This is a genomic window from Roseimicrobium sp. ORNL1 (assembly GCF_011044495.1).
Classification (GTDB): domain Bacteria; phylum Verrucomicrobiota; class Verrucomicrobiia; order Verrucomicrobiales; family Verrucomicrobiaceae; genus Roseimicrobium.
The window spans coordinates 6,966,445-6,984,050 of sequence record NZ_CP049143.1 but is presented as its reverse complement, the minus strand read 5'-3'; the positions used below and the strand labels follow the sequence as shown (position 1 = coordinate 6,984,050).

Genomic DNA, 17,606 nt, shown 5'->3' with positions numbered 1-17,606 from the left:
CGAGTTGCGTCAGTCGAGGTGCACGAACTCGTTTGCATTGAATAGCAGGCGGCACAGGGCGGGCAGCCCCTGTTGTTCCACGAGTCTGAGAGCGCTTTCCAGTTCTTGCGAGTCAGGCGCACGTTGGAAGGCCAGCTCGAACGCACGTGTGATCTGCGCCCCGGCTTCTACGCCGGTCTCGTGCTGCACGCGCTCGGCAAAGTAGCGCGACTGTTGCAGCATGAAGGCGTTGTTCATCAGCGCGAGCGACTGCAGGGCGGTGGTGGTGGTGAGACGTGCCGGAGTGAGGTTGGCCGGGTCAGGACAATCCAGCGTGGTCATGAACCGCTGTGGCGTGGTGCGTACGATGAAGCGGTAGATGCTTCGCTTCCACAGCGAGGGCTTGTCCGCCGTGATGTGTTTGTAAATCGGCGCATAGGCCTCCTGATAGTCGAAGTCTTGATATCCCGGCCCACCCATCTCGGGATTCAGGCAACCGCTCACGGTCAGCACCGCGTCACGCAGAGACTCGGCATCCAGTCGACGGGGATGCATGCGTGCCAGCAGGATGTTGGAGGTGTCTGGACTTTCGATCTCGCGCAGGGAGCTGCGGAGGTAGGCTTTGCTCGTAAGGATGAGGCGGTGCATGTGTTTCATGCTCCATCCGGACTTCATGAATTCACGCGCGAGCCAGTCCAGCAGTTCGGGATGGCTTGGTTTGCCTCCGCCATTTCCGAAGTCGCTGGGTGTATCCACCAGCCCTCTGCCAAAGTGATGGTGCCACAGCCGGTTCACCAGCACACGCGCGGTGAGTGGATTGTCTGTGCGGACAAGCCACTCCGCCAGCCTGCGCCTGCGTTCGCCTTCGGGGGTGGTGTGATTGCCAAAATCATGATCGGATGCACTGGCACAGGTGAGACCGCCAGGCATGACTTCCTCGCCGGGAGCCTCCGTGCTGCCGCGTGCCAGCACGTGGACCTTGGGCGCTTCTCCGCTCAGGACGCCGTAGAACTTGCCCGGCCGGGCGAGGGCATTGAGCTGGCTGAAGAGGTCATCACGCTCCTGGATGGCGGAGGCAAGCTGTGCCTGCTCGGCTCTGGAAAGGCGTGAGGATGCCTCGGTTGGCGCGAGCTTCGCATCGCCGAGGAAGACCTGATCGTGGGAGATGCCGTCCCCTCCATCTGTGGACATCAACGTGAGGAAACGCACACTGGCGGGGATACTCACGTCCAGCGGCAGGCCACCATCTTTTGCGCCGAACGTCGCGCGATGGAAGGCAAGCTTCCCATCCAGGAAAACATGGAACTCCGCTTTCGAGTTTAATGCCGAACCGCCATAGCCCGTCATGGCCGTGAAGCGCAGCGCGCCATCTCCCAGCATGCGCCGCATGGCTGCGAGGTCGAAGGTGATGGCGGCATTCGCATGCAACCCCAGGAGGGAGTGACCTGCACTCTTGTAGTCTACGCCGCTTAGTGTCGTGCTCGCCTGCGCATTCACTGGTCCGTTCCGAATTCCATCCCAAGCCTTGCCAGAGGTGGCGGGCACGCCTTCCACCGTGATGCCCGTGCTCGTGACCGGCACCGGATGCGTGCCGTCAGGAATGACGACTCCATGAATGAGATCCGCAGCGCCTCCCTTGTCGGGTGGCTGCACGGTAAGAAATCGATTCGTCTTCGCTCCATCGAGGAATCCTTTCTTGTTCTCAATGCGCTTTCCGGTGCTGGCATCGATGCCTGCGCCTGCTTTTCCATTGCCGGTGCCGTCGCCTCCACCCACGATGTCGGCGAGATCGAGCGTGGGACCGGTAAGGCGTTTGATCACATCACTGAGCTGTTGCTGGCGCGTGGCGAGTTCCTTCTGCTTTTGCAGCGAGCCTTCCTGTCCTGGAGCATCGATGTCCCTCTCACCGCGCGTGACTCCAGCGAAGACGGCCCAGAGGCGGTAGTAGTCCTCCTGGGAAATGGGATCGAGTTTGTGATTGTGGCAGCGGGCGCAGTTGATGGTGAGGCCGAGCGTTGAAGTGACTACCTGAGTCACCATGTCATCAAGGTCATCGGCCCTTGCCTGGCGCTTCAGCATTGGACTGGGTGTTTCCTTCTGCCCCACGAAGTCCCATGGACCCGCCGCGAGAAAGCCGGTGGCGATCACTGCGTCCCGGTTTTGCGGTGCGATGACATCCCCGGCAATCTGCTGCCGGATGAATGCGTCATACGGCATGTCACTGTTGAAGGCGCGAACCACCCAGTCGCGATAAGGCCACGCATGCTCACGCTTCTGGTCGCGCTCGAACCCATGTGTGTCTGCATAGTGCGCGATGTCCAGCCAGTGCCGCGCCCAGCGTTCACCGTAGTGCGGAGACGCTAGGTAACGATCCACGAGGCGTTCCCAGGCATCAGGGTGCGTGTCATGGATGAAGGCCTCGACTTCGTCAGGCGAAGGCGGAAGGCCCAGCAGGGTAAAGCTCAGCCGGCGTATCAAGGTGCGGCGATCCGCTTCGGCTGCGGGCGTGAGTCCCTTCCCTGACAGCTTCGCGTTGATGAAAGCATCCACCGGTGAGGAAACGGGGAGAGGCAATCCTTCCACTGCTACCATGGGGGGCATCGAGTCTCGCAGCGGTTGCAGTGACCAGACTGTGCCGGAGCCGCTGAGCCGTTCCTTGAGTGTGACTTCCGCTGGCCACGGAGCGCCCGCAGCGATCCACTCGCGGAGTTTGCTGACTTCATCCGCCGTGAGCTTGGGTCCCTTCTTCGGCATCTCGGGTTGCGAGCCGCTCACGGATCGCAGCAGCAGGCTCGCTTCGGGATTTCCAGCCTCAATGGCTTTCTTCCAGTCTGCTTCGCCCACGGCATGCGCACGAGATTGCAGCGAGACTTTTCCTTTCTGCACATTGGGTCCATGACACTCCGCGCAGTGCATGCTGAGGATGGGGGCAATGTCGCGGCTGAAATCCACTGCGCCTTCGGATGTGGTACAGAAAGCAAGCGCGGCTAACGCGATGACCTTCCAGCGATGCATCAAGAGGAGGCGGTTTGAACCATTCATGCCAGCACCTCCCGAATGACGTGTCCATGCACATCCGTGAGCCGCCGCTGGATGCCGTTGTGATACACGCTGAGTTTCTGGTGGTCGATGCCCAGCAGGTGAAGGGCGGTGGCGTGCAGGTCGTAGGACATCGTCGGTTTGTCCTCTGCCTTCCAACCCGTCTCATCACTGGAGCCATAACTCACGCCGCCTCGAATTCCGCCTCCTGCCATCCACACAGTGAAGGCGCCGGGGTTGTGATCCCGCCCCTTCTGGGAACCCTGCATGAAGGGCTGGCGGCCAAACTCCGTGCTGCAAATGACCAGCGTGCTCTCCAGCAGCCCACGTGACTTCAGATCCTGAAGCAAGGCGCTGCAGCCGGTATCCAGCACCGCGCCCCAGTAACCATGGTCGCGCATGATGTCCTCATGCGAGTCCCAGTTCGGGCGGATCTTCTTCGCCGTCGTGTTCTCGGCGCCGCAGTACAACTGCACAAAGCGCACCCCGCGTTCTACCAACCGGCGAGCCAGCAAGCATTGTCTGCCAAAGGGACCGATGTCCTCGTTGTCGAGCATGTACATCTCGCGTGTGGCCTCGCTTTCACCACGCAGGTCAGTCACTTCGGGCGCACTGAGTTGCAATCGCGCGGCGAGTTCGTAGGAGGCGATGCGTGCCTCCAGTTCACTCTGGCCGGTTCGCGCAGCGAGATGCTTGCGGTTGATGGATTGCAGGAAGTCGAGCCCTTCTCGTTCATGCTCGGGCGTGGTCGCGAACCCACCTTGTGGTGTGTCTGCAAACAGGTCCGCGATCGGAGCCTTCGACGCTGCGGTTTCAATCACCGTGCCCTGATGCACTGCAGGCAGGAACCCCGCGCCCCAGTTGATGACACCGCCTGGTGGCAGGCCTCGTGGATCCGGCAGCACCACAAAGGCGGGGAGATTCTCACTCTCGCTGCCGAGACCATAGGTCACCCATGCTCCCATCGCCGGAAACCCCGGGAGAATGAATCCGCTGTTCGCCATGAACATCGCAGGCCCATGCAGCGCCGTCTTGCTCTGCATGGAGTGTATGAAGGCCATGTCATCCACGCATTGCGAGAGTCGTGGGAAGAGATCGGACATCCATTTCCCACACTGGCCATGCTGGCGGTACGGCCAGAAGCTCTTCGCGTAGTTTCCTGCCTTGCCGGAGAAGAAGTTCTTCCCGTCTTCGAGGTCGAATGGCTTTCCGTGCAGGCGCTCCAGCGCCGGTCGGTAGTCCCACGAGTCCACATGACTCATGCCGCCTGGGCAGAAGATGTGGATCACCCGCTGCGCTGTTGCCACGTGTGGAGAGGACCGTGGCGCCTGTGGATTGGCCATGGGTGCTCCCGTTGCCGCACCATGCAGCATGGAAGTCAGGGCGATGCCACCCAGTCCACCACCAGCCTGCCACAAGAACTCGCGACGCGTGCCCATGCGATGAACTGGCGAGCGTTTCATGCCTTCTGCCATGGTGCGGGGAGTGTGGGAGGTTGCGTGAGAAATTCCAATCCGCTGCGGAGGCGACCTTCCTTCGTAAAGAAGGGATGGAACCCTTCGCCGTTGATGCCATTCGCATCATAGCGATCACGGCGCGTGGAGATGGCCTTGCCTTCACGCAAGGCCCATCCCATCCAGCCAAAGCCTGCCGCGGAGAGCAAGTCCGTGTAGTACCGTGCGACATCCGCGCGTGCAGCATCATCCAGTGCACCGGGGATGCATTCATTGACCAGCAGTGGTTTGCCGGCGGATTCCGAAATGGCCTTGAACTCGGTGATTTGCTTCTCCAAAGCCGCTTTGTCCCGTGAGTAGGGATGCGCACAGAGCACGTCCATGAGGGGCGCATAGATTTCGATATTGCTCCCCGTCATGGTGCCGATGGTGATGGGCTGACGCACACCGCAGGCGCGCACGGCGCGGGTGATACCCTCCAGCCAGGCGTACTCCTTCTTGTTCACCTCTGAGTTCAGATCGCGAGCTTGGGGTTCGTTGCAGAGATCCCAGATGAGGATGCGGTCATCGTTGGCCAGCGGCTGCACGAGCGCGCGCACATAGTCGAGCTGTGGCTGGTGGTCGCGGCGGAGATTCTCCGTGTAGGTGCCGCCGTAGTCGTACTTATTGTCATGCCAGCGGTTGAAGAGGCAAGGCATTACCTTCATACCTTGCTCGGCAATGGCCGCCACGGCATCCATGAAATGCGCCGTGACCTTGTCCGGATCTGCCATCCATGCGGTGAACTCGATCCAGAGGCGGATGCAGTTGGCGTGCACCTGCTTTGCCAAGGCCACCTCCTCACGCATGCGCGCACCATCGTAGAGCCACCAGGCATCCTCGATGCGCGCACCCCAAGAAGGCACCATGCTGAAGCCCCGCAGCCATCCGTACCCCGGATAGGCGTGCATGCTTGGTGTTGAGCTTGCCCGCGAGTCAGCAGCTGCGGCAACGGAGGAAACCGCCGTGCCTGCGGCCAGCCCCAACCAATGACGCCGGGTCATGCTCGTGGTGAGTGAGGGTGTATCATTCATGAGGAAGTGGATGCGTGGGATTTCCTGGTGCGTGGCGAGGAAGTCGTGGAGCGAGTCGCTTTGCGGGACTGTGCCGCAAGGTCGTGAGTGGCCACCTCAATGTGGTGCCGCATGGCACGCGTGGCGGCGGTTTCATCTTTGGCCTCCACCGCGTGCAGGATGGCGGCGTGATGCTCGATGGCGCGTTTTACCCCGGCGTGAGAAATGGTGGCCATGCGGCTCTCACGGCCGAGGTCGGACAGGGTCTCCAGCAGCAGGCCGAAAATTTCATTTCCCGTAGTACGGGCCAAGGCTCGGTGAAACTCGATGTCCGCCTCCACTGCTTCCTCGAGGGTGTCGGCATTCTCCAGGCGGGCGTGTACCTTGCGAAGCTCGCGCACTTGGGCTGCCGTCACGCGAGCGGCGGCGAGCCGTGCCACTTCCGGCTCGATGGCGAGGCGCACTTCAAGCGATTGTTTCAAGCGGCCCGCTTCGTCCGGAATCAACAAGGCCAGCGAACCATTGAGTGGCTTGTGCAGTTTCCCGCTGCGGCGAATGCCCACACCATGCTGCACCTCCACGAGGCCCTGCAGTTCGAGCCGTTTGGTCGCCTCCCGCACCACCGTCCGGCTCACCCCGAGCTGGCTCGCGAGTTCGCGTTCCGGGGGCAGCCACTCCTCCGCACGTTCGCGGCGCAGTTCCCGCGCGAGACGCTGGCTGACTTCTTCCACAAGGGTGGAGGGACGCTGGATGGTGGCAAGATTCATGGAAAGCAGGGTGGGGGATGAAGTGGTAAGAGGTCATACCACTTAATCTGATTACGAGACTGCTGCGCCGAACTTTCTGGAAGCAGGTACTTTTGTGCCGTGCTCTCCTCCTGACGTCATGAAGCGGAACTCGGCTGAAGAGTTTCCCGCCCTGCCCGTATCCTCTGCGCATGACTTCACGCTCTCCCCTAGATCGCAGGCATTTCATTCAGACCGCGGGCTCCGCTCTTCTCACCATGCCGTTGGCCCAGATGGGCCTGAGTACTTCCGTGATGGCAGCAGCAGCGGCCGATGCAGCGAAGCCCGCGGCTGCCGGCGCCGCTCCTGCATTGGAGCCGCTCAATCGCTTCCCTCGCATGCTGCAGGAGCACCTGGTCGACCGCCTGCACGAGCAGGAGGCGAAGAATGCGGCGGTGCTCGCCGCGTTGAAAACGAAGGCCGATGCAGAAGCGCACGTGCGCAGCATCCGGGAGCGCATCCAGAAGTGCTTTGGCCCGTGGCCGGAAAAGACGCCGCTGAATGCCAGGGTGACGAACACGGTGGAACGCGACACCTACCGGATCGAGAATGTAATCTTCGAGAGCCGCCCCGGTTTCCTCGTTACCGCGAACCTGTATATCCCCAAGGGGCGGAAAGGGAAGCTGCCGGGCGTGGTGGGCTCGTGCGGACACTCCACCAATGGCAAGGCGGCGGAAGCGTACCAAAGCTTCGCCCAAGGGCTGGCGCGCATGGGTTATGTGGTGCTCATCTTTGATCCCATCGGCCAGGGTGAGCGCTCGCAGTATGCGCCGGTGCCGAAGGGCAAGGGTCTCGCTGCGCGCTACGGCATTGGGGTGGGAGAGCACATCCAGGCAGGGAATCAGCAGGTGCTCGTGGGTGAGTCGCTCCCAGCGTGGCGTGCTTGGGATGGCATCCGCGCGCTCGACTACCTGCTTTCACGCGAGGAGGTGGACCCGAATCATGTGGGTGTCACCGGCAACTCCGGCGGCGGCACCATGACCACATGGCTCTGTGGTGTGGACCAGCGCTGGACCATGGCGGCGCCCGCCTGTTTTGTGACCACCTTCCGCCGCAACGCGGAAAATGAACTGCCCGCCGACACCGAACAATGTCCCTTCGGCGTGATTGCGCAGGGGCTGGATCATGCGGACTTCCTCGCAGCGCTTGCACCAAAGCCCGTGGTGATTGTCGCGCAGGAGAAAGACTTTTTCGATGTGCGTGGCAGCGAAGAGGCCTTCGTGCGCCTCAAGCATCTCTACACGCTGCTTGGCGTGCCGGAGAACATCAAGCTGCACATCGGTGGCGACTACCATGGCTATGCAAAGGAGAATCGCGAAGCCATGTACCAATGGTTCAACAAGGCCACCGGCATCTCGAAGGAAACAACGGAACCCGCGCTCACGATTGAGAAGGATGAAACACTCTACTGCACTCCCCAAGGCCAGGTGAGAGACCTTCAATCGCGCACTGTCTTCTCCTTCACGAGTGAGAAGGCGCAGGCGTTGGAGAAATCACGCCCGAAGCTGGAAGGAGAGGCCCTGAAGAAGGCCATCGCCGAGGTACTGCATATTCCAGCGATGCTTCCCGAGAGTGCACCGGACTATCGCGTGTTGCGTGGCAGCGGCAGCCGCAAGTATCCTGCGAAGGCCCATGCCTTGTACGCCGTGGAGAGCGAGCCCGGCATTCATGCCATCGTCACCTTGCTCTCCGAAAAGCCCATCATCTCGCGACCTCATGCTGACGGGAAGAAGGCTGTGCTGTATGTCTCGCATCACTCTGCGGATGCTGAGCTGCGCGACGAACCGCTGGTCGCCGAGCTGCTGAAAAATAATGCCGAGTCCCTCTTCTACGCCTGCGATGTGCGTGGCATCGGCGACTCACAGCCGGACACCTGCGGCACCGATCAGTTCCTGAAACCCTACGGCAGCCACTACTTCTACGCGGCCCATGGCATCATGATGGACCAGCCACTGCTCGGCCGTCGTGTCTATGATGTACTGCGCGTCGTGCAGTGGCTCAATTCCATCGGGCATACGGAGGTGCACATGGCGGGTAATGGCTGGGGTTCGCTGCCAGTGACCTTCGCGGCCCTGCTGCAAGGCAGTGTGTCCAAGGTGACAGTTAAGCACGCGCTGAACTCCTTCACCGAAGTCGCCAGCACCGAAGACTACAACTGGCCCTACGCGGCGCTGCCTCCGAAGGTGCTCGCGCATTTCGACCTGCCGCAGTGCTATGCCGCGTTGCAGGCGAAGGGGCTCACCTCGCTGGAACCGTGGAGCGCCACGCAGGGAATGGATTGAATTGAACTCTGCCACACTGCACGCCACACTACCCCCATGCTTACCCCCGAAGACCGCGCGCGCGACTTTCCGGCACTCAACGACACCTCGTATCTCAACACCGCAGCGGAGAGTATTCCGCCAAAGTGTGTGGGGGATGCCATCCAGGCCTACTGGAATGACAAACTCCGCGGCATGAAGGGGCGCGATGCCCATTTCGGCCAGGTGGAAGCCTGTCGGGAAGTGAGCGCACGCATGCTCGGGCTCAGCACAGCAGAGGTGTCCTTCTGCTCGTGCAGCTCGGAGGCGTACAACCTTCTCGCCTCTGCGCTCGACCTCGGCCCGGAGGATGAGGTGGTGGTGTCTGATTTGGATTTCCCAGCGGGTGCCACGCCCTGGCTGCGAGCGACGCATCCTCCGGAAACACGCTTGTGGCGTGCGAGCGAGGGAGCGCTCGATGCGCGGCATCTCATCCCGCTGCTCAATGAACGCACACGCTTGGTGCAGGTGTCGCTGGTGAGCTTTTACAACGGGCATCGCCTGCAGTGGAAACCCTTCCACGAAGCCGTGCGCCGCTATGCACCGAATGCTCTCATCTCCGTGGACGTCACCCAGGCATTGGGTCGCGTGGTGCTCGACTGCGCGGGTGCGGACATCATCATCTCAAGCACGCACAAGTGGACCCTCGGAATCCATGGTGGGTGCATCATCGGCGTGCCGCAGGCAGGAGCAGAGAAGCTCACCACACACGCCGGTGGCTGGTTCCATTTGCAGAATGCGTTCGAGGCTGACCGCTTCCAGCATGCCGAGCCAAAGAAAGGCGCTGCGAGCTTCTCGGTGGGCATGCCGAACTTTGTCGCGCTCTATGCCTTGAACGCGTCGTTGCGGTATTTGGAAGGCATCGGCGTGGCAAACATCGCCGCGCATGCCGACCCGCTGGTTTGTGAAGTGGACAAGGCCCTGCGCGACTACGGCGCGGCGCCCATGTGCACGTGGGATTCTGCGAACCCCTCCGGCATCGTCGCCTTTCAGCACACGCGCTCCGGGGAAATTCACGCCGTGCTGGAGCGTGAGCACATCCACGTCATGCATCATGCCGGGCGCATCCGCATTGCCATCCACGGGTACAACACGCAGAAGGACGTGGTGAACCTCCTGCGCGTTCTGGAGCCCCTCACTCGTACGGTGTGAGCACCGGTACTTCCATCCCTCCATACATCCGCGGAAGGAAGAGCCGCCGAACTGCCATGGAGGACGGATCGCATCCGTCACGCATGCCATGACCCTCTCCCTACCCTTCAGCATCCGGGTGGACGGCAGTGAAGCCGACATCCAGGCCTTCGCCGGTGAACTGCGCAGCCAGCCGTGGTTCAGCGAATTCCACTTCAATCCGGTGCAGTACGACACCGGCTACCAGCTGTGGGTGTACTCCAACGACGACGAAATTTCCGAAGAAGTGGAACGTGAACGTGAAACCTGGATTCACGAAGCCTGCGCCCGGCACAATCTGGTGTTCATGGAGCTGGTGCACGAGCACTGACTGCGCCCGGCATTTTCCGGAAGTTCCTGCGCTTCCTACTCCTTGGGAGTGTCGATCTGTTCCGCCCGCGCGATGCTACCGTTGGGCCCGAACTCGACGCGGAAGACATTGATCACCCAGCCGCCTTTGCCATTGCGTCCGCGCACTTTCACCTCGCGCGTTTTCGTCCCGCTCACGGTTTTCTCGTCCCGGAGCTCCATCATCTCCGCCATCGGGTCGGCCAGATTGTCGTTCATCCACTTCCGAACGACTTTTACATCAGCGGACTCTTCCTCCTTCTTTTGCGCAATGGCTTCCACCGCCTTCTTCGCCTCCGGATTCTTCTTGTGCCACCACATGAGCCATCCCACCCCTGCGAGACAGATGATCACCGTGAGTATTTTTGCGATATTCACTAAAACCCGCATGGCCCGGATTTTCTACATCGGCCCACCTTGGTCAACCTTTTCCTCATGCCCCTTGGTCAGGTTGCCCGGTAAATAAATGCGCACCCGGCAGGATTCGAACCTGCGACCAACGGATTAGAAATCCGCTGCTCTATCCACTGAGCTACGGGTGCATATTCAATTCACACTGTGCTAATTGCATACGTTGAAACAAGGCGCAAACGGCAACGCAAGAAAATCTTGTTGCCCAAATGTTGCCAGTTTGGTAATATGCATGCACCATGAAGAACGAACGGGAAAGTAGCCGCAGGTTCTCCTATCGCAAGAGGGTTCAGGGGGCCATTGAACCAAAGCGGGCACAGCATCCCCGTTATGAGTGGATGGTGGAGTGCCGGGAGGCCGGGAAACGGGTTCGGCGCTTCTTCGATGACTTCAAGCAGGCCAGCACCTTCGCGGAACAGTGCAACACCAAGCGCGAGAACCTGGGACGACGCATCGAGCACCTGAACGGCGCGGAGCTGGAGGACGCAATTGCGGCACGGCGCGAAGCGGAGGCCATGGGATACCCTGCCCTTGCCAATGCGGTTCATGAGCTGAAGACGGCGCGGGACCTACTGGCCGTGTCCGGCATGTCCCTGCTGGATGCAGTGCGGGAGGTGGCCGGACGCCACAAGACAGAGCAAGCCAGCCAGCTTGTGCCTCTGGCGGTGGAGGAACTGCTGGCAGCGAAGAAGGCCAACGGTTCATCGGTGGATTACCTGCGGGACCTGCAATCGCGCTTGGGAGCGTTTGGGAATGCGTTTGCCACGCGCCCGCTGTGTAGCATCACAGGGGCAGAGATTGAAAGCTGGCTGTTTTCGCAAGGCCACGCGCCTGCGACGGTGGCGCTTATGCGGCGCAATCTGAGCGTACTCTGGAGCTTTGCACGGCGGCGCGGATGGGTGGCGGAGAACACGGTTCTGGAGCGCACGGAAGCGCCCAAGGTGCGATGGGGTACACCTCGCATCCTCACGCCTGAGCAATGGACGAAGCTGCTGGGGGCTGCGGAGACGAAAGGCGCGGAACGGGGCGACCATCGTTTCCTCTGGTGGCTGCTCTTGGGTGGACTGGCGGGGGTGCGGCCACGCGAGGCGGAGCGCCTGCGGTGGGAGAATGTGCGGCTGGAGATGGGGGACGTCGAGCTTGGCGCGGCTATTACAAAAGTCGGCTCACGGCGGCTGGTGCCAGTGCTGCCCGCGCTGAAAGCATTCCTAGACCGTTACAGGCCGCAGGATGCTACCGGGTTTGTGGTGGGCCTTACTCCTACTCAATTGCGCGACAGGAGAGACGAGGCCTGCAAAACGGCAGGTATCGAATGGACACCGGACGTTCTACGGCATTCCTGGTGCAGCTATCGCGTGGCCATGGTGGGAGAAGCGGGCAAGGTGGCCTATGAAGCTGGCCACAGTGCTGCGGTGCAAAGCAAGCACTACCGCGAGCTTTGCCACGCCAAGGACGCAGAGAAGTGGTTTGCGGTGCAGCCCACGGAGCAGGCCGCAGCGGGCAAGGTCATTCCCTTTACGGCTGCCGCATAGCCTCAAATCTCGGGCGGCTTCTTGCGAAATCGAGGGGCCAGCGGGATGCCCTTGGATGGCCGCGTTCTGACGATGGCCTGTAGCTTGTCGGCTAATTCGGCACCCGAAAGAGGCTGTTTCGCCGGAGGATATTTTAGGCCCGCTAACCTGAGATTCTCTAATAGCATATCGTCCAAGCGGTCCGAGTGATGTGCTGAGGTGCTTCCTTTCACTCCGCTGGAATCGTTTGCGCCACTAGCATCAACTGATGAGTCCAAAGGCATAGTCATAACCTACCATGAAAGCGGCCCAGCGCAATCGTGCTGCCTATTGACAGTCGTGCGTAGTTGGTCACATGGAAGCAACCGAAAGCAAGCCTGTGAAGACGGGGGGAGGGGGTCGGAAGCGTCAAACTGCTGCGACTACGATAATCGATTCGCCCCCGGAAAATTTATTACAATTGGCCGCGAAGATGGATCGCGAGTGTCTTGAAGCGGTGCAGATGCTCTGCCCCTCGTATGTCGAGGGTTACAAAATGAAGGACGGGAAAACTCGGTTTTTCGACCCGCTGATGCTTGCTGCCTTTCAAAACCCTGAGGAAGGCAAAAAGCACTTTCAGCACATAGGCCACATCTTCCGGCGGGGAATGCAATCCCTTATCATGTGGACGCAGGCTGCGGACCATGTCCCGAGCGTGCGAGATGATGCGCAGCGCTTGCTTGCAGACCTCGTGCGGATGTTGGTGGAAAGTGATTTTGTAAAACTCACCAGAAGGGTGGGTGATGAGAACGACGCGTTTGCGTCAAGGTGGCAGGAGACACGCAGACTGGGACGGGGGCGCACGGACTTCGCGGCGGTCCGGTTCTTTGGAGGAGTCCTAATGAGAGACTTTGAGCGTTTGGTGGAAGACCTCGCTCTAATGTATCCCGAAGTGCCGGAGAATGCTCCAGCGCACGTGGCCTCATTGGCCAACCTCATCCAGATAATGGCCAAAAATGACGAGGAGACATCCCCTCCAGAGCTGCCCCGCTTCTATGTGGACTCGGTAAAATCGCTCGTGTGCAGGCCGGAATTGTATGAGCAGGCTTGGCAGAAGTTTTTCTGGCCGCTGGCAAAGGAAACCTGGCCAGCTTTTGCGCGTGAACACGAGCATTTTCGTGGCTGGGGCAAAAACAAAAACGGCAGAATGCTATCCGAACGAAAACGCTCTGTGGACCAAAAAACTGAATTCAGTGCCGCGAGCTGGGAAAGTGAGATAAAGTCCGCGTTTGAAGACTCTGTGCATTTCTATCGTTGTTACGTGGGTGTCTGAGCGGCGGCGTTGAATTCTTGGAAAACGAGGTCTAGATAAGCAAGTATTCGAGTGAGGCGCTAGAGGGCAAAATCCCTCTCGTGAAAGCAACCAACGAAACGAACAGGAAACTGGCAACCGCCCGCGAGCTGGCCACGCGGTATGGCGTTTGCCGTAGGACCATCACGAACTGGATGCAGTGCGGACGGCTGCATGCCATCAAGCTGGGGAGGCGGTGCGTTCGCTTTGATGTAGAAAGGGCCGACGCGGAGATTGCCCGCTATACGGTGGATTCTGTGAGCTAGGAACAAACGCGGGCTGAGGGGAGGAAGGGATGAGCCTGGAAGCCATCAACGCGGTACTGAAGCATTCGAAGGCCAAAGGCTCCACGAGATTGGTGCTGGTCATTCTTGCGCATCACGGGAACAAGGACCAAGGGCACAAGAGCTGGCCGAGTGTTGCGACCATCGCGGAGGAGGCGAACATCACAGAGCGGCACGCCAAACGCATCCTGCGTGAATTGAATGAGGAGCTGAAGGAGCTGTATATTAGCTTCGAAACAGGAATCAGCAGGACAAACGAATACTGGCCACTGCTGCCTGGCTTGTCCACACCCGCGATAGTGAAGGGGGGTGACACGGGTGACACCCTATCGCCCGCGAACGCCCGTTCAACGTCTGCTCGAACGTCCGTTCAACAGCCGTTCGTGGCACCTGCAAATGAGGCTCTAGCAAGTGCTAGCCCTTGCCAAGCACTTGCTAAGCACTTGCCAACCCCTTCGAAGGGTGACGCCGGAGGCACAGAGGGGGTGACATGCAGGGCCGCAGGGGGTGACGGCCATGACACCCAAACTCTCAGTGAAACTGAAAAGAAAAACTTAAACATCCCCCTTAATCCCCCAGAGGGGGAAGGTGAGGTGTGTGACTTTGATTTTTGGAGAGAGAATCTCAATGAGGCCTTCGGCCTTCCAAGAAACTATCGAGACAGCCGCATCAAGCGCTTGCGCTTCAAATATGTTCCGCAGGACCAGAGCGCCTGGCCCATGCTGGAAAAATACCTGAAAGCTCCTGCACCTCAACGCGAAGACTGGGAAGAGCAGGCCAGCTTGCTGCGATGCCGAAGGAAAAACGCCGTTTCGTGCCTGAGGTACCTACCGGAAATGCTGGCCAATGCCCAACGGTGGTACGCTCTCCGATACCCGAAAAAAGAAGAGCCGCCAAAAAATCCATTCATGCGTGAACCGGAGGGCGACTGGCGAAGGGTGGCACTTGGGATGTATGTCACAGGGGACCCGCGATGGGTGGATTCTGATGCTCGTGCGAAAGAGATTTGTGAGCATTGGCCATGGCAGAACATTCCTCTCTCCAATCAGCGGGAAATTGCCAGAGCCTGCCGCGAAAAAAAAGAGGGCGGCAATTCGCTGGACCAACGTTCGTGAACTCGTTCGGGCCTCTGGTACTGTGTTCACTGCCGACGGTCACCCACCATACAGCTACTGCTCTTTCCTCTTGTAGAGTCCAACGGCGTTCACTTCCGCGAGCTTGGCAATAGTCCAGCCGGAGACGCTTTTAGCAGGACCAAATGCGAAATTGTTGTCGTCTTGGACGATGTCTAAGAAGGTCGGCAGGGAGTGGCTACAACTCCCGCCTCCACGCCTGGCCCAGACAACGCTTCCGTTCTCCAAGAAGGCATTAAAATAGAAATTGTAGTCGCGTTTCAGTTCTTCAGGCGAAAGCAAAGTCGCATCAAGGCGGAACATCGTAACGGTCTCGTCAAAACAGGGCGCTTTTCTGCTGACTCCTTGTTCTGACTCGATAGACGCATGCATGTTTCTAAACTCGTTAAATGCATCCCAGTAGGTGTCTCCGAACATGCTGGCCACCTCGTCCGCTGTCATGCCCAGCTTAAGCAGCTTCTTGCCGTAATAGTCCAAACGGGTTAATGCCTCGGAGTCCGTTCGCCACTTGCGCCCATTTGCGGTGTGCGGCCAGCTTACCCGCAGCAATCTCTCCTTCAAAGATTCGGATTGTTTTTTCATGCCATAGAAGAATCATTCGCTGCTTAATCGTCCAGTGCAACCTGCGAAAATTCGGCGGGAAAGGGCAATTTTCTTTGCTTGCAGGCCTGAACCGATTCAGCATGGCGGCAGCCCATTTCCGCTCCCATGCCCTCTCTCGACTTCAAAGGTAAGACCTTCGTGCATAGCCATCACCTCACTGTGCCTTTTCGTGAGCTGGTGGTTGATGAGAAAGAGAGCTGCCTGGCGAAGGGACAAAAGCCATCTTTGGAAGACAATCTCATCATTCACGGGGATAATCTGCACGCGCTTAAAGCACTGCTGCCGACGCATGCGGGAAAAGTGGACTGCATTTTCATTGACCCGCCTTACAATACAGGGAACGAAGGCTGGTGCTACAATGACGCGGTGCGCAGTCCGCTCATGAAAGCTTGGCTTTCCAAGGAAGCCAATCCTGTTGACAAAGAGGACATGGAACGTCACGACAAATGGTTGTGCATGATGTGGCCGCGCCTTCAGTTGTTGCGAGAATTACTCTGCGAAAACGGCGTAATCTTCATTTCAATAGACGACAATGAAGTGCATCGCTTGCGATGCATCTTGGATGAAATTTTTGGCGACTCCAACTTTCTAGCTTCTATCGAGTGGATTAAGCGTTATACGCGAAGCAACAATGCAAGAATGTTCTACTCGCAAAAGGACCACGTGTTGGTCTACAGGAAGTCTTCGACACTCGATGTAGTCAAAGAAGCTCGAAGCGAGAAGTCTGATTCCGGCTATGCAAATCCGGACAATGATGAGCGCGGGCCATGGATAACTTCCTCCTATGTGAATCCCGCAACGAAGGCGCAACGGAAGAATCTCGTGTATGCAATTAATAGGCCTTTGAACGGTGAGAAGGTCGAGCATCCAACGCATGCTTGGAAATACAGCCCTGAAGAGCACGCAAGGCACGTGTCGGAAAAGCGACTCTGGTGGGGGGCGGATGGTATGGCCGAGTTTCCAAGATTGAAATTGTTTCTTTCCGAGGCTGAGCAGCTTGTTCCAGTTGATGTCTGGAACTATACGGAGGCTGGCTCCTCTGACGACGGAAGCGAGGCAGTGAAGCAGATTTTCGGCTCAAGTGTCTTCGATAATCCAAAGCCGGTTCAACTCATTGAGAAAATTCTTGGTCTCATCAAGAAGGAAGATGCCCTAGTGCTTGATTCATTTGCAGGAAGCGGAACAACGGCGCACGCGGTCCTTTCGCTTAACAAGAAAGATAAGGGCCGCCGTCGATTTATCTTGGTTGAGACGGAGGATTACGCGCGGGACATCACTGCCGAAAGGGTGCGCCGCGTAATTCAGGGGTATCCATTCACTGGCACACAGCGCACAGAACTCCTGAAGGAATCATTGACATGGACCAAGCTTCGGAAGGGACAGGACCTGGTGGAGAAGGCGGAGAGCATTAGGAAGCTGGAGGGAGCCAGCTATGACGATGTTAGTATCAAAGTCGAGGACGGGGAGTTGGTAGTGACCGGAGAAAAGAAGGTAAAGCAAAAGGCCGAAGGAGTGGGCGGCAGCTTCACTTTTTGCGAATTGGGGCAGGAGATGAACCTGGACGCCATGCTTGGAGGGAGCGGCACACTTCCGGATTACGCAGCGCTGGCACGTTATGTGTTTCACACGGCCACGGGGCGTACTCTGGAACACTCGCCCGCGAAAGCCGCGAAGGACGGTTTCATTGGGGAGACAGACCTCTACCGCGTGCACTTGCACTACAAACCCGATGCGGCATGGCTGCGTAGCAATGAAGCCGCTCTAGACACGGCGCTCGTGGATGCCATCCAACATGGCAAGGCACCGGGGAAACGGGCGCTCATTTTCGCGGCGGCAAAGTTCATGAGCCAGAAGGTGCTGACTCCGGCAGGGATTGAGTTTTGCCAACTTCCGTACGCGATTCATCGAGGCAACGCGTAATTCCGGTCTTCATTTTTTGCGTGAGCGGTTGCATCGAAATGTGGGGGCGTCCAATCTGGACTATGGAACAATCGATACCGTTGGGAGCGTGCGTCAATGATGCAGGAGGAACTGATTTTTACTCACTGAGAGATGTGAGTGGACGCAAGGAAGTCTGGGTAGTGCTCGATTTGAACAAGCGCGGTTCTCCCACGCCGAGTTGCCCCGTCCCTGAAAGCGAATGGAGCAAGATAGATTTGGGTGGCAAGTCTCTGGCAGAAGCCGTGCTCGCTGCGAAAAGTGAGTCG

Annotated in this window: 13 protein-coding genes and 1 tRNA gene; 7 read left to right on the top strand and 7 right to left on the bottom strand. The window is 58.9% G+C overall.

The annotated features are described in order from the left end of the window. Positions 1 to 9: 9 nt before the first annotated feature. Genes G5S37_RS28050 through G5S37_RS28035 form a run of 4 tightly spaced genes read right to left on the bottom strand, consistent with a single transcriptional unit; the run spans position 10 to position 6,291 of the window. Positions 10 to 3,021 (bottom strand): DUF1553 domain-containing protein, encoded by a 3,012-nt coding sequence (locus tag G5S37_RS28050; RefSeq protein ID WP_165208942.1) that lies wholly within the window; start codon positions 3,019 to 3,021, stop codon positions 10 to 12. Further along, positions 3,018 to 4,481 carry a DUF1501 domain-containing protein gene (locus G5S37_RS28045; RefSeq protein ID WP_165208939.1) on the bottom strand — a complete coding sequence of 488 codons (1,464 nt, stop codon included), beginning with the start codon at positions 4,479 to 4,481 and terminating at the stop codon, positions 3,018 to 3,020. The genes G5S37_RS28050 and G5S37_RS28045 overlap by 4 nt, the downstream gene beginning before the upstream one ends. Then, positions 4,478 to 5,545, bottom strand: a complete 1,068-nt coding sequence (locus G5S37_RS28040) for a cellulase family glycosylhydrolase (RefSeq protein WP_165208936.1) — start codon at positions 5,543 to 5,545, stop codon at positions 4,478 to 4,480. Before G5S37_RS28040 ends, G5S37_RS28045 begins: the two co-directional genes overlap by 4 nt. Next, positions 5,542 to 6,291 (bottom strand): FadR/GntR family transcriptional regulator, encoded by a 750-nt coding sequence (locus tag G5S37_RS28035; protein ID WP_165208933.1) that lies wholly within the window; start codon positions 6,289 to 6,291, stop codon positions 5,542 to 5,544. Before G5S37_RS28035 ends, G5S37_RS28040 begins: the two co-directional genes overlap by 4 nt. Positions 6,292 to 6,461: 170 nt before the next feature. On the opposite strand from G5S37_RS28035, the gene G5S37_RS28030 reads away from it, so the two are divergent. The 3 genes from G5S37_RS28030 (at position 6,462) to G5S37_RS28020 (ending at position 10,110) form a co-directional block, all read left to right on the top strand. After that, positions 6,462 to 8,591, top strand: coding sequence for an acetylxylan esterase (locus G5S37_RS28030; RefSeq protein ID WP_240914729.1), 2,130 nt, complete (start codon positions 6,462 to 6,464; stop codon positions 8,589 to 8,591). 36 nt (positions 8,592 to 8,627) lie between these two features. Then, positions 8,628 to 9,761: an aminotransferase class V-fold PLP-dependent enzyme gene (locus G5S37_RS28025; RefSeq protein ID WP_165208930.1), complete on the top strand. Its 1,134-nt coding sequence runs from the start codon at positions 8,628 to 8,630 to the stop codon at positions 9,759 to 9,761. An 88-nt stretch (positions 9,762 to 9,849) separates the two neighbouring features. Further along, complete coding sequence (locus tag G5S37_RS28020; protein ID WP_165208927.1) at positions 9,850 to 10,110, top strand: hypothetical protein; 261 nt, start codon at positions 9,850 to 9,852, stop codon at positions 10,108 to 10,110. A 35-nt stretch (positions 10,111 to 10,145) separates the two neighbouring features. Here the strand turns inward: G5S37_RS28020 and G5S37_RS28015 are convergent, their stop codons facing one another. Together G5S37_RS28015 and G5S37_RS28010 are read right to left on the bottom strand one after the other, a co-directional pair. Then, positions 10,146 to 10,517, bottom strand: a complete 372-nt coding sequence (locus tag G5S37_RS28015; RefSeq protein WP_165208925.1) for a hypothetical protein — start codon at positions 10,515 to 10,517, stop codon at positions 10,146 to 10,148. A 79-nt stretch (positions 10,518 to 10,596) separates the two neighbouring features. Then, positions 10,597 to 10,669 (bottom strand) — tRNA-Arg (locus G5S37_RS28010). Between the two features lie 108 nt (positions 10,670 to 10,777). On the opposite strand from G5S37_RS28010, the gene G5S37_RS28005 reads away from it, so the two are divergent. From G5S37_RS28005 to G5S37_RS27995, 3 genes are all read left to right on the top strand, one after another. Further along, positions 10,778 to 12,070 (top strand): tyrosine-type recombinase/integrase, encoded by a 1,293-nt coding sequence (locus G5S37_RS28005; RefSeq protein ID WP_165208922.1) that lies wholly within the window; start codon positions 10,778 to 10,780, stop codon positions 12,068 to 12,070. 334 nt (positions 12,071 to 12,404) lie between these two features. Continuing rightward, positions 12,405 to 13,361, top strand: coding sequence for a hypothetical protein (locus G5S37_RS28000; protein WP_165208920.1), 957 nt, complete (start codon positions 12,405 to 12,407; stop codon positions 13,359 to 13,361). A 313-nt stretch (positions 13,362 to 13,674) separates the two neighbouring features. Then, on the top strand, positions 13,675 to 14,778 hold the full coding sequence (locus G5S37_RS27995) for a helix-turn-helix domain-containing protein (RefSeq protein WP_165208917.1): 1,104 nt from the start codon (positions 13,675 to 13,677) through the stop codon (positions 14,776 to 14,778). A gap of 54 nt (positions 14,779 to 14,832) precedes the next feature. Here the strand turns inward: G5S37_RS27995 and G5S37_RS27990 are convergent, their stop codons facing one another. Further along, on the bottom strand, positions 14,833 to 15,378 hold the full coding sequence (locus G5S37_RS27990; protein WP_165208914.1) for a hypothetical protein: 546 nt from the start codon (positions 15,376 to 15,378) through the stop codon (positions 14,833 to 14,835). A gap of 126 nt (positions 15,379 to 15,504) precedes the next feature. On the opposite strand from G5S37_RS27990, the gene G5S37_RS27985 reads away from it, so the two are divergent. Then, positions 15,505 to 17,319 carry a DNA methyltransferase gene (locus G5S37_RS27985; protein ID WP_165208911.1) on the top strand — a complete coding sequence of 605 codons (1,815 nt, stop codon included), beginning with the start codon at positions 15,505 to 15,507 and terminating at the stop codon, positions 17,317 to 17,319. Positions 17,320 to 17,606: the final 287 nt, after the last annotated feature.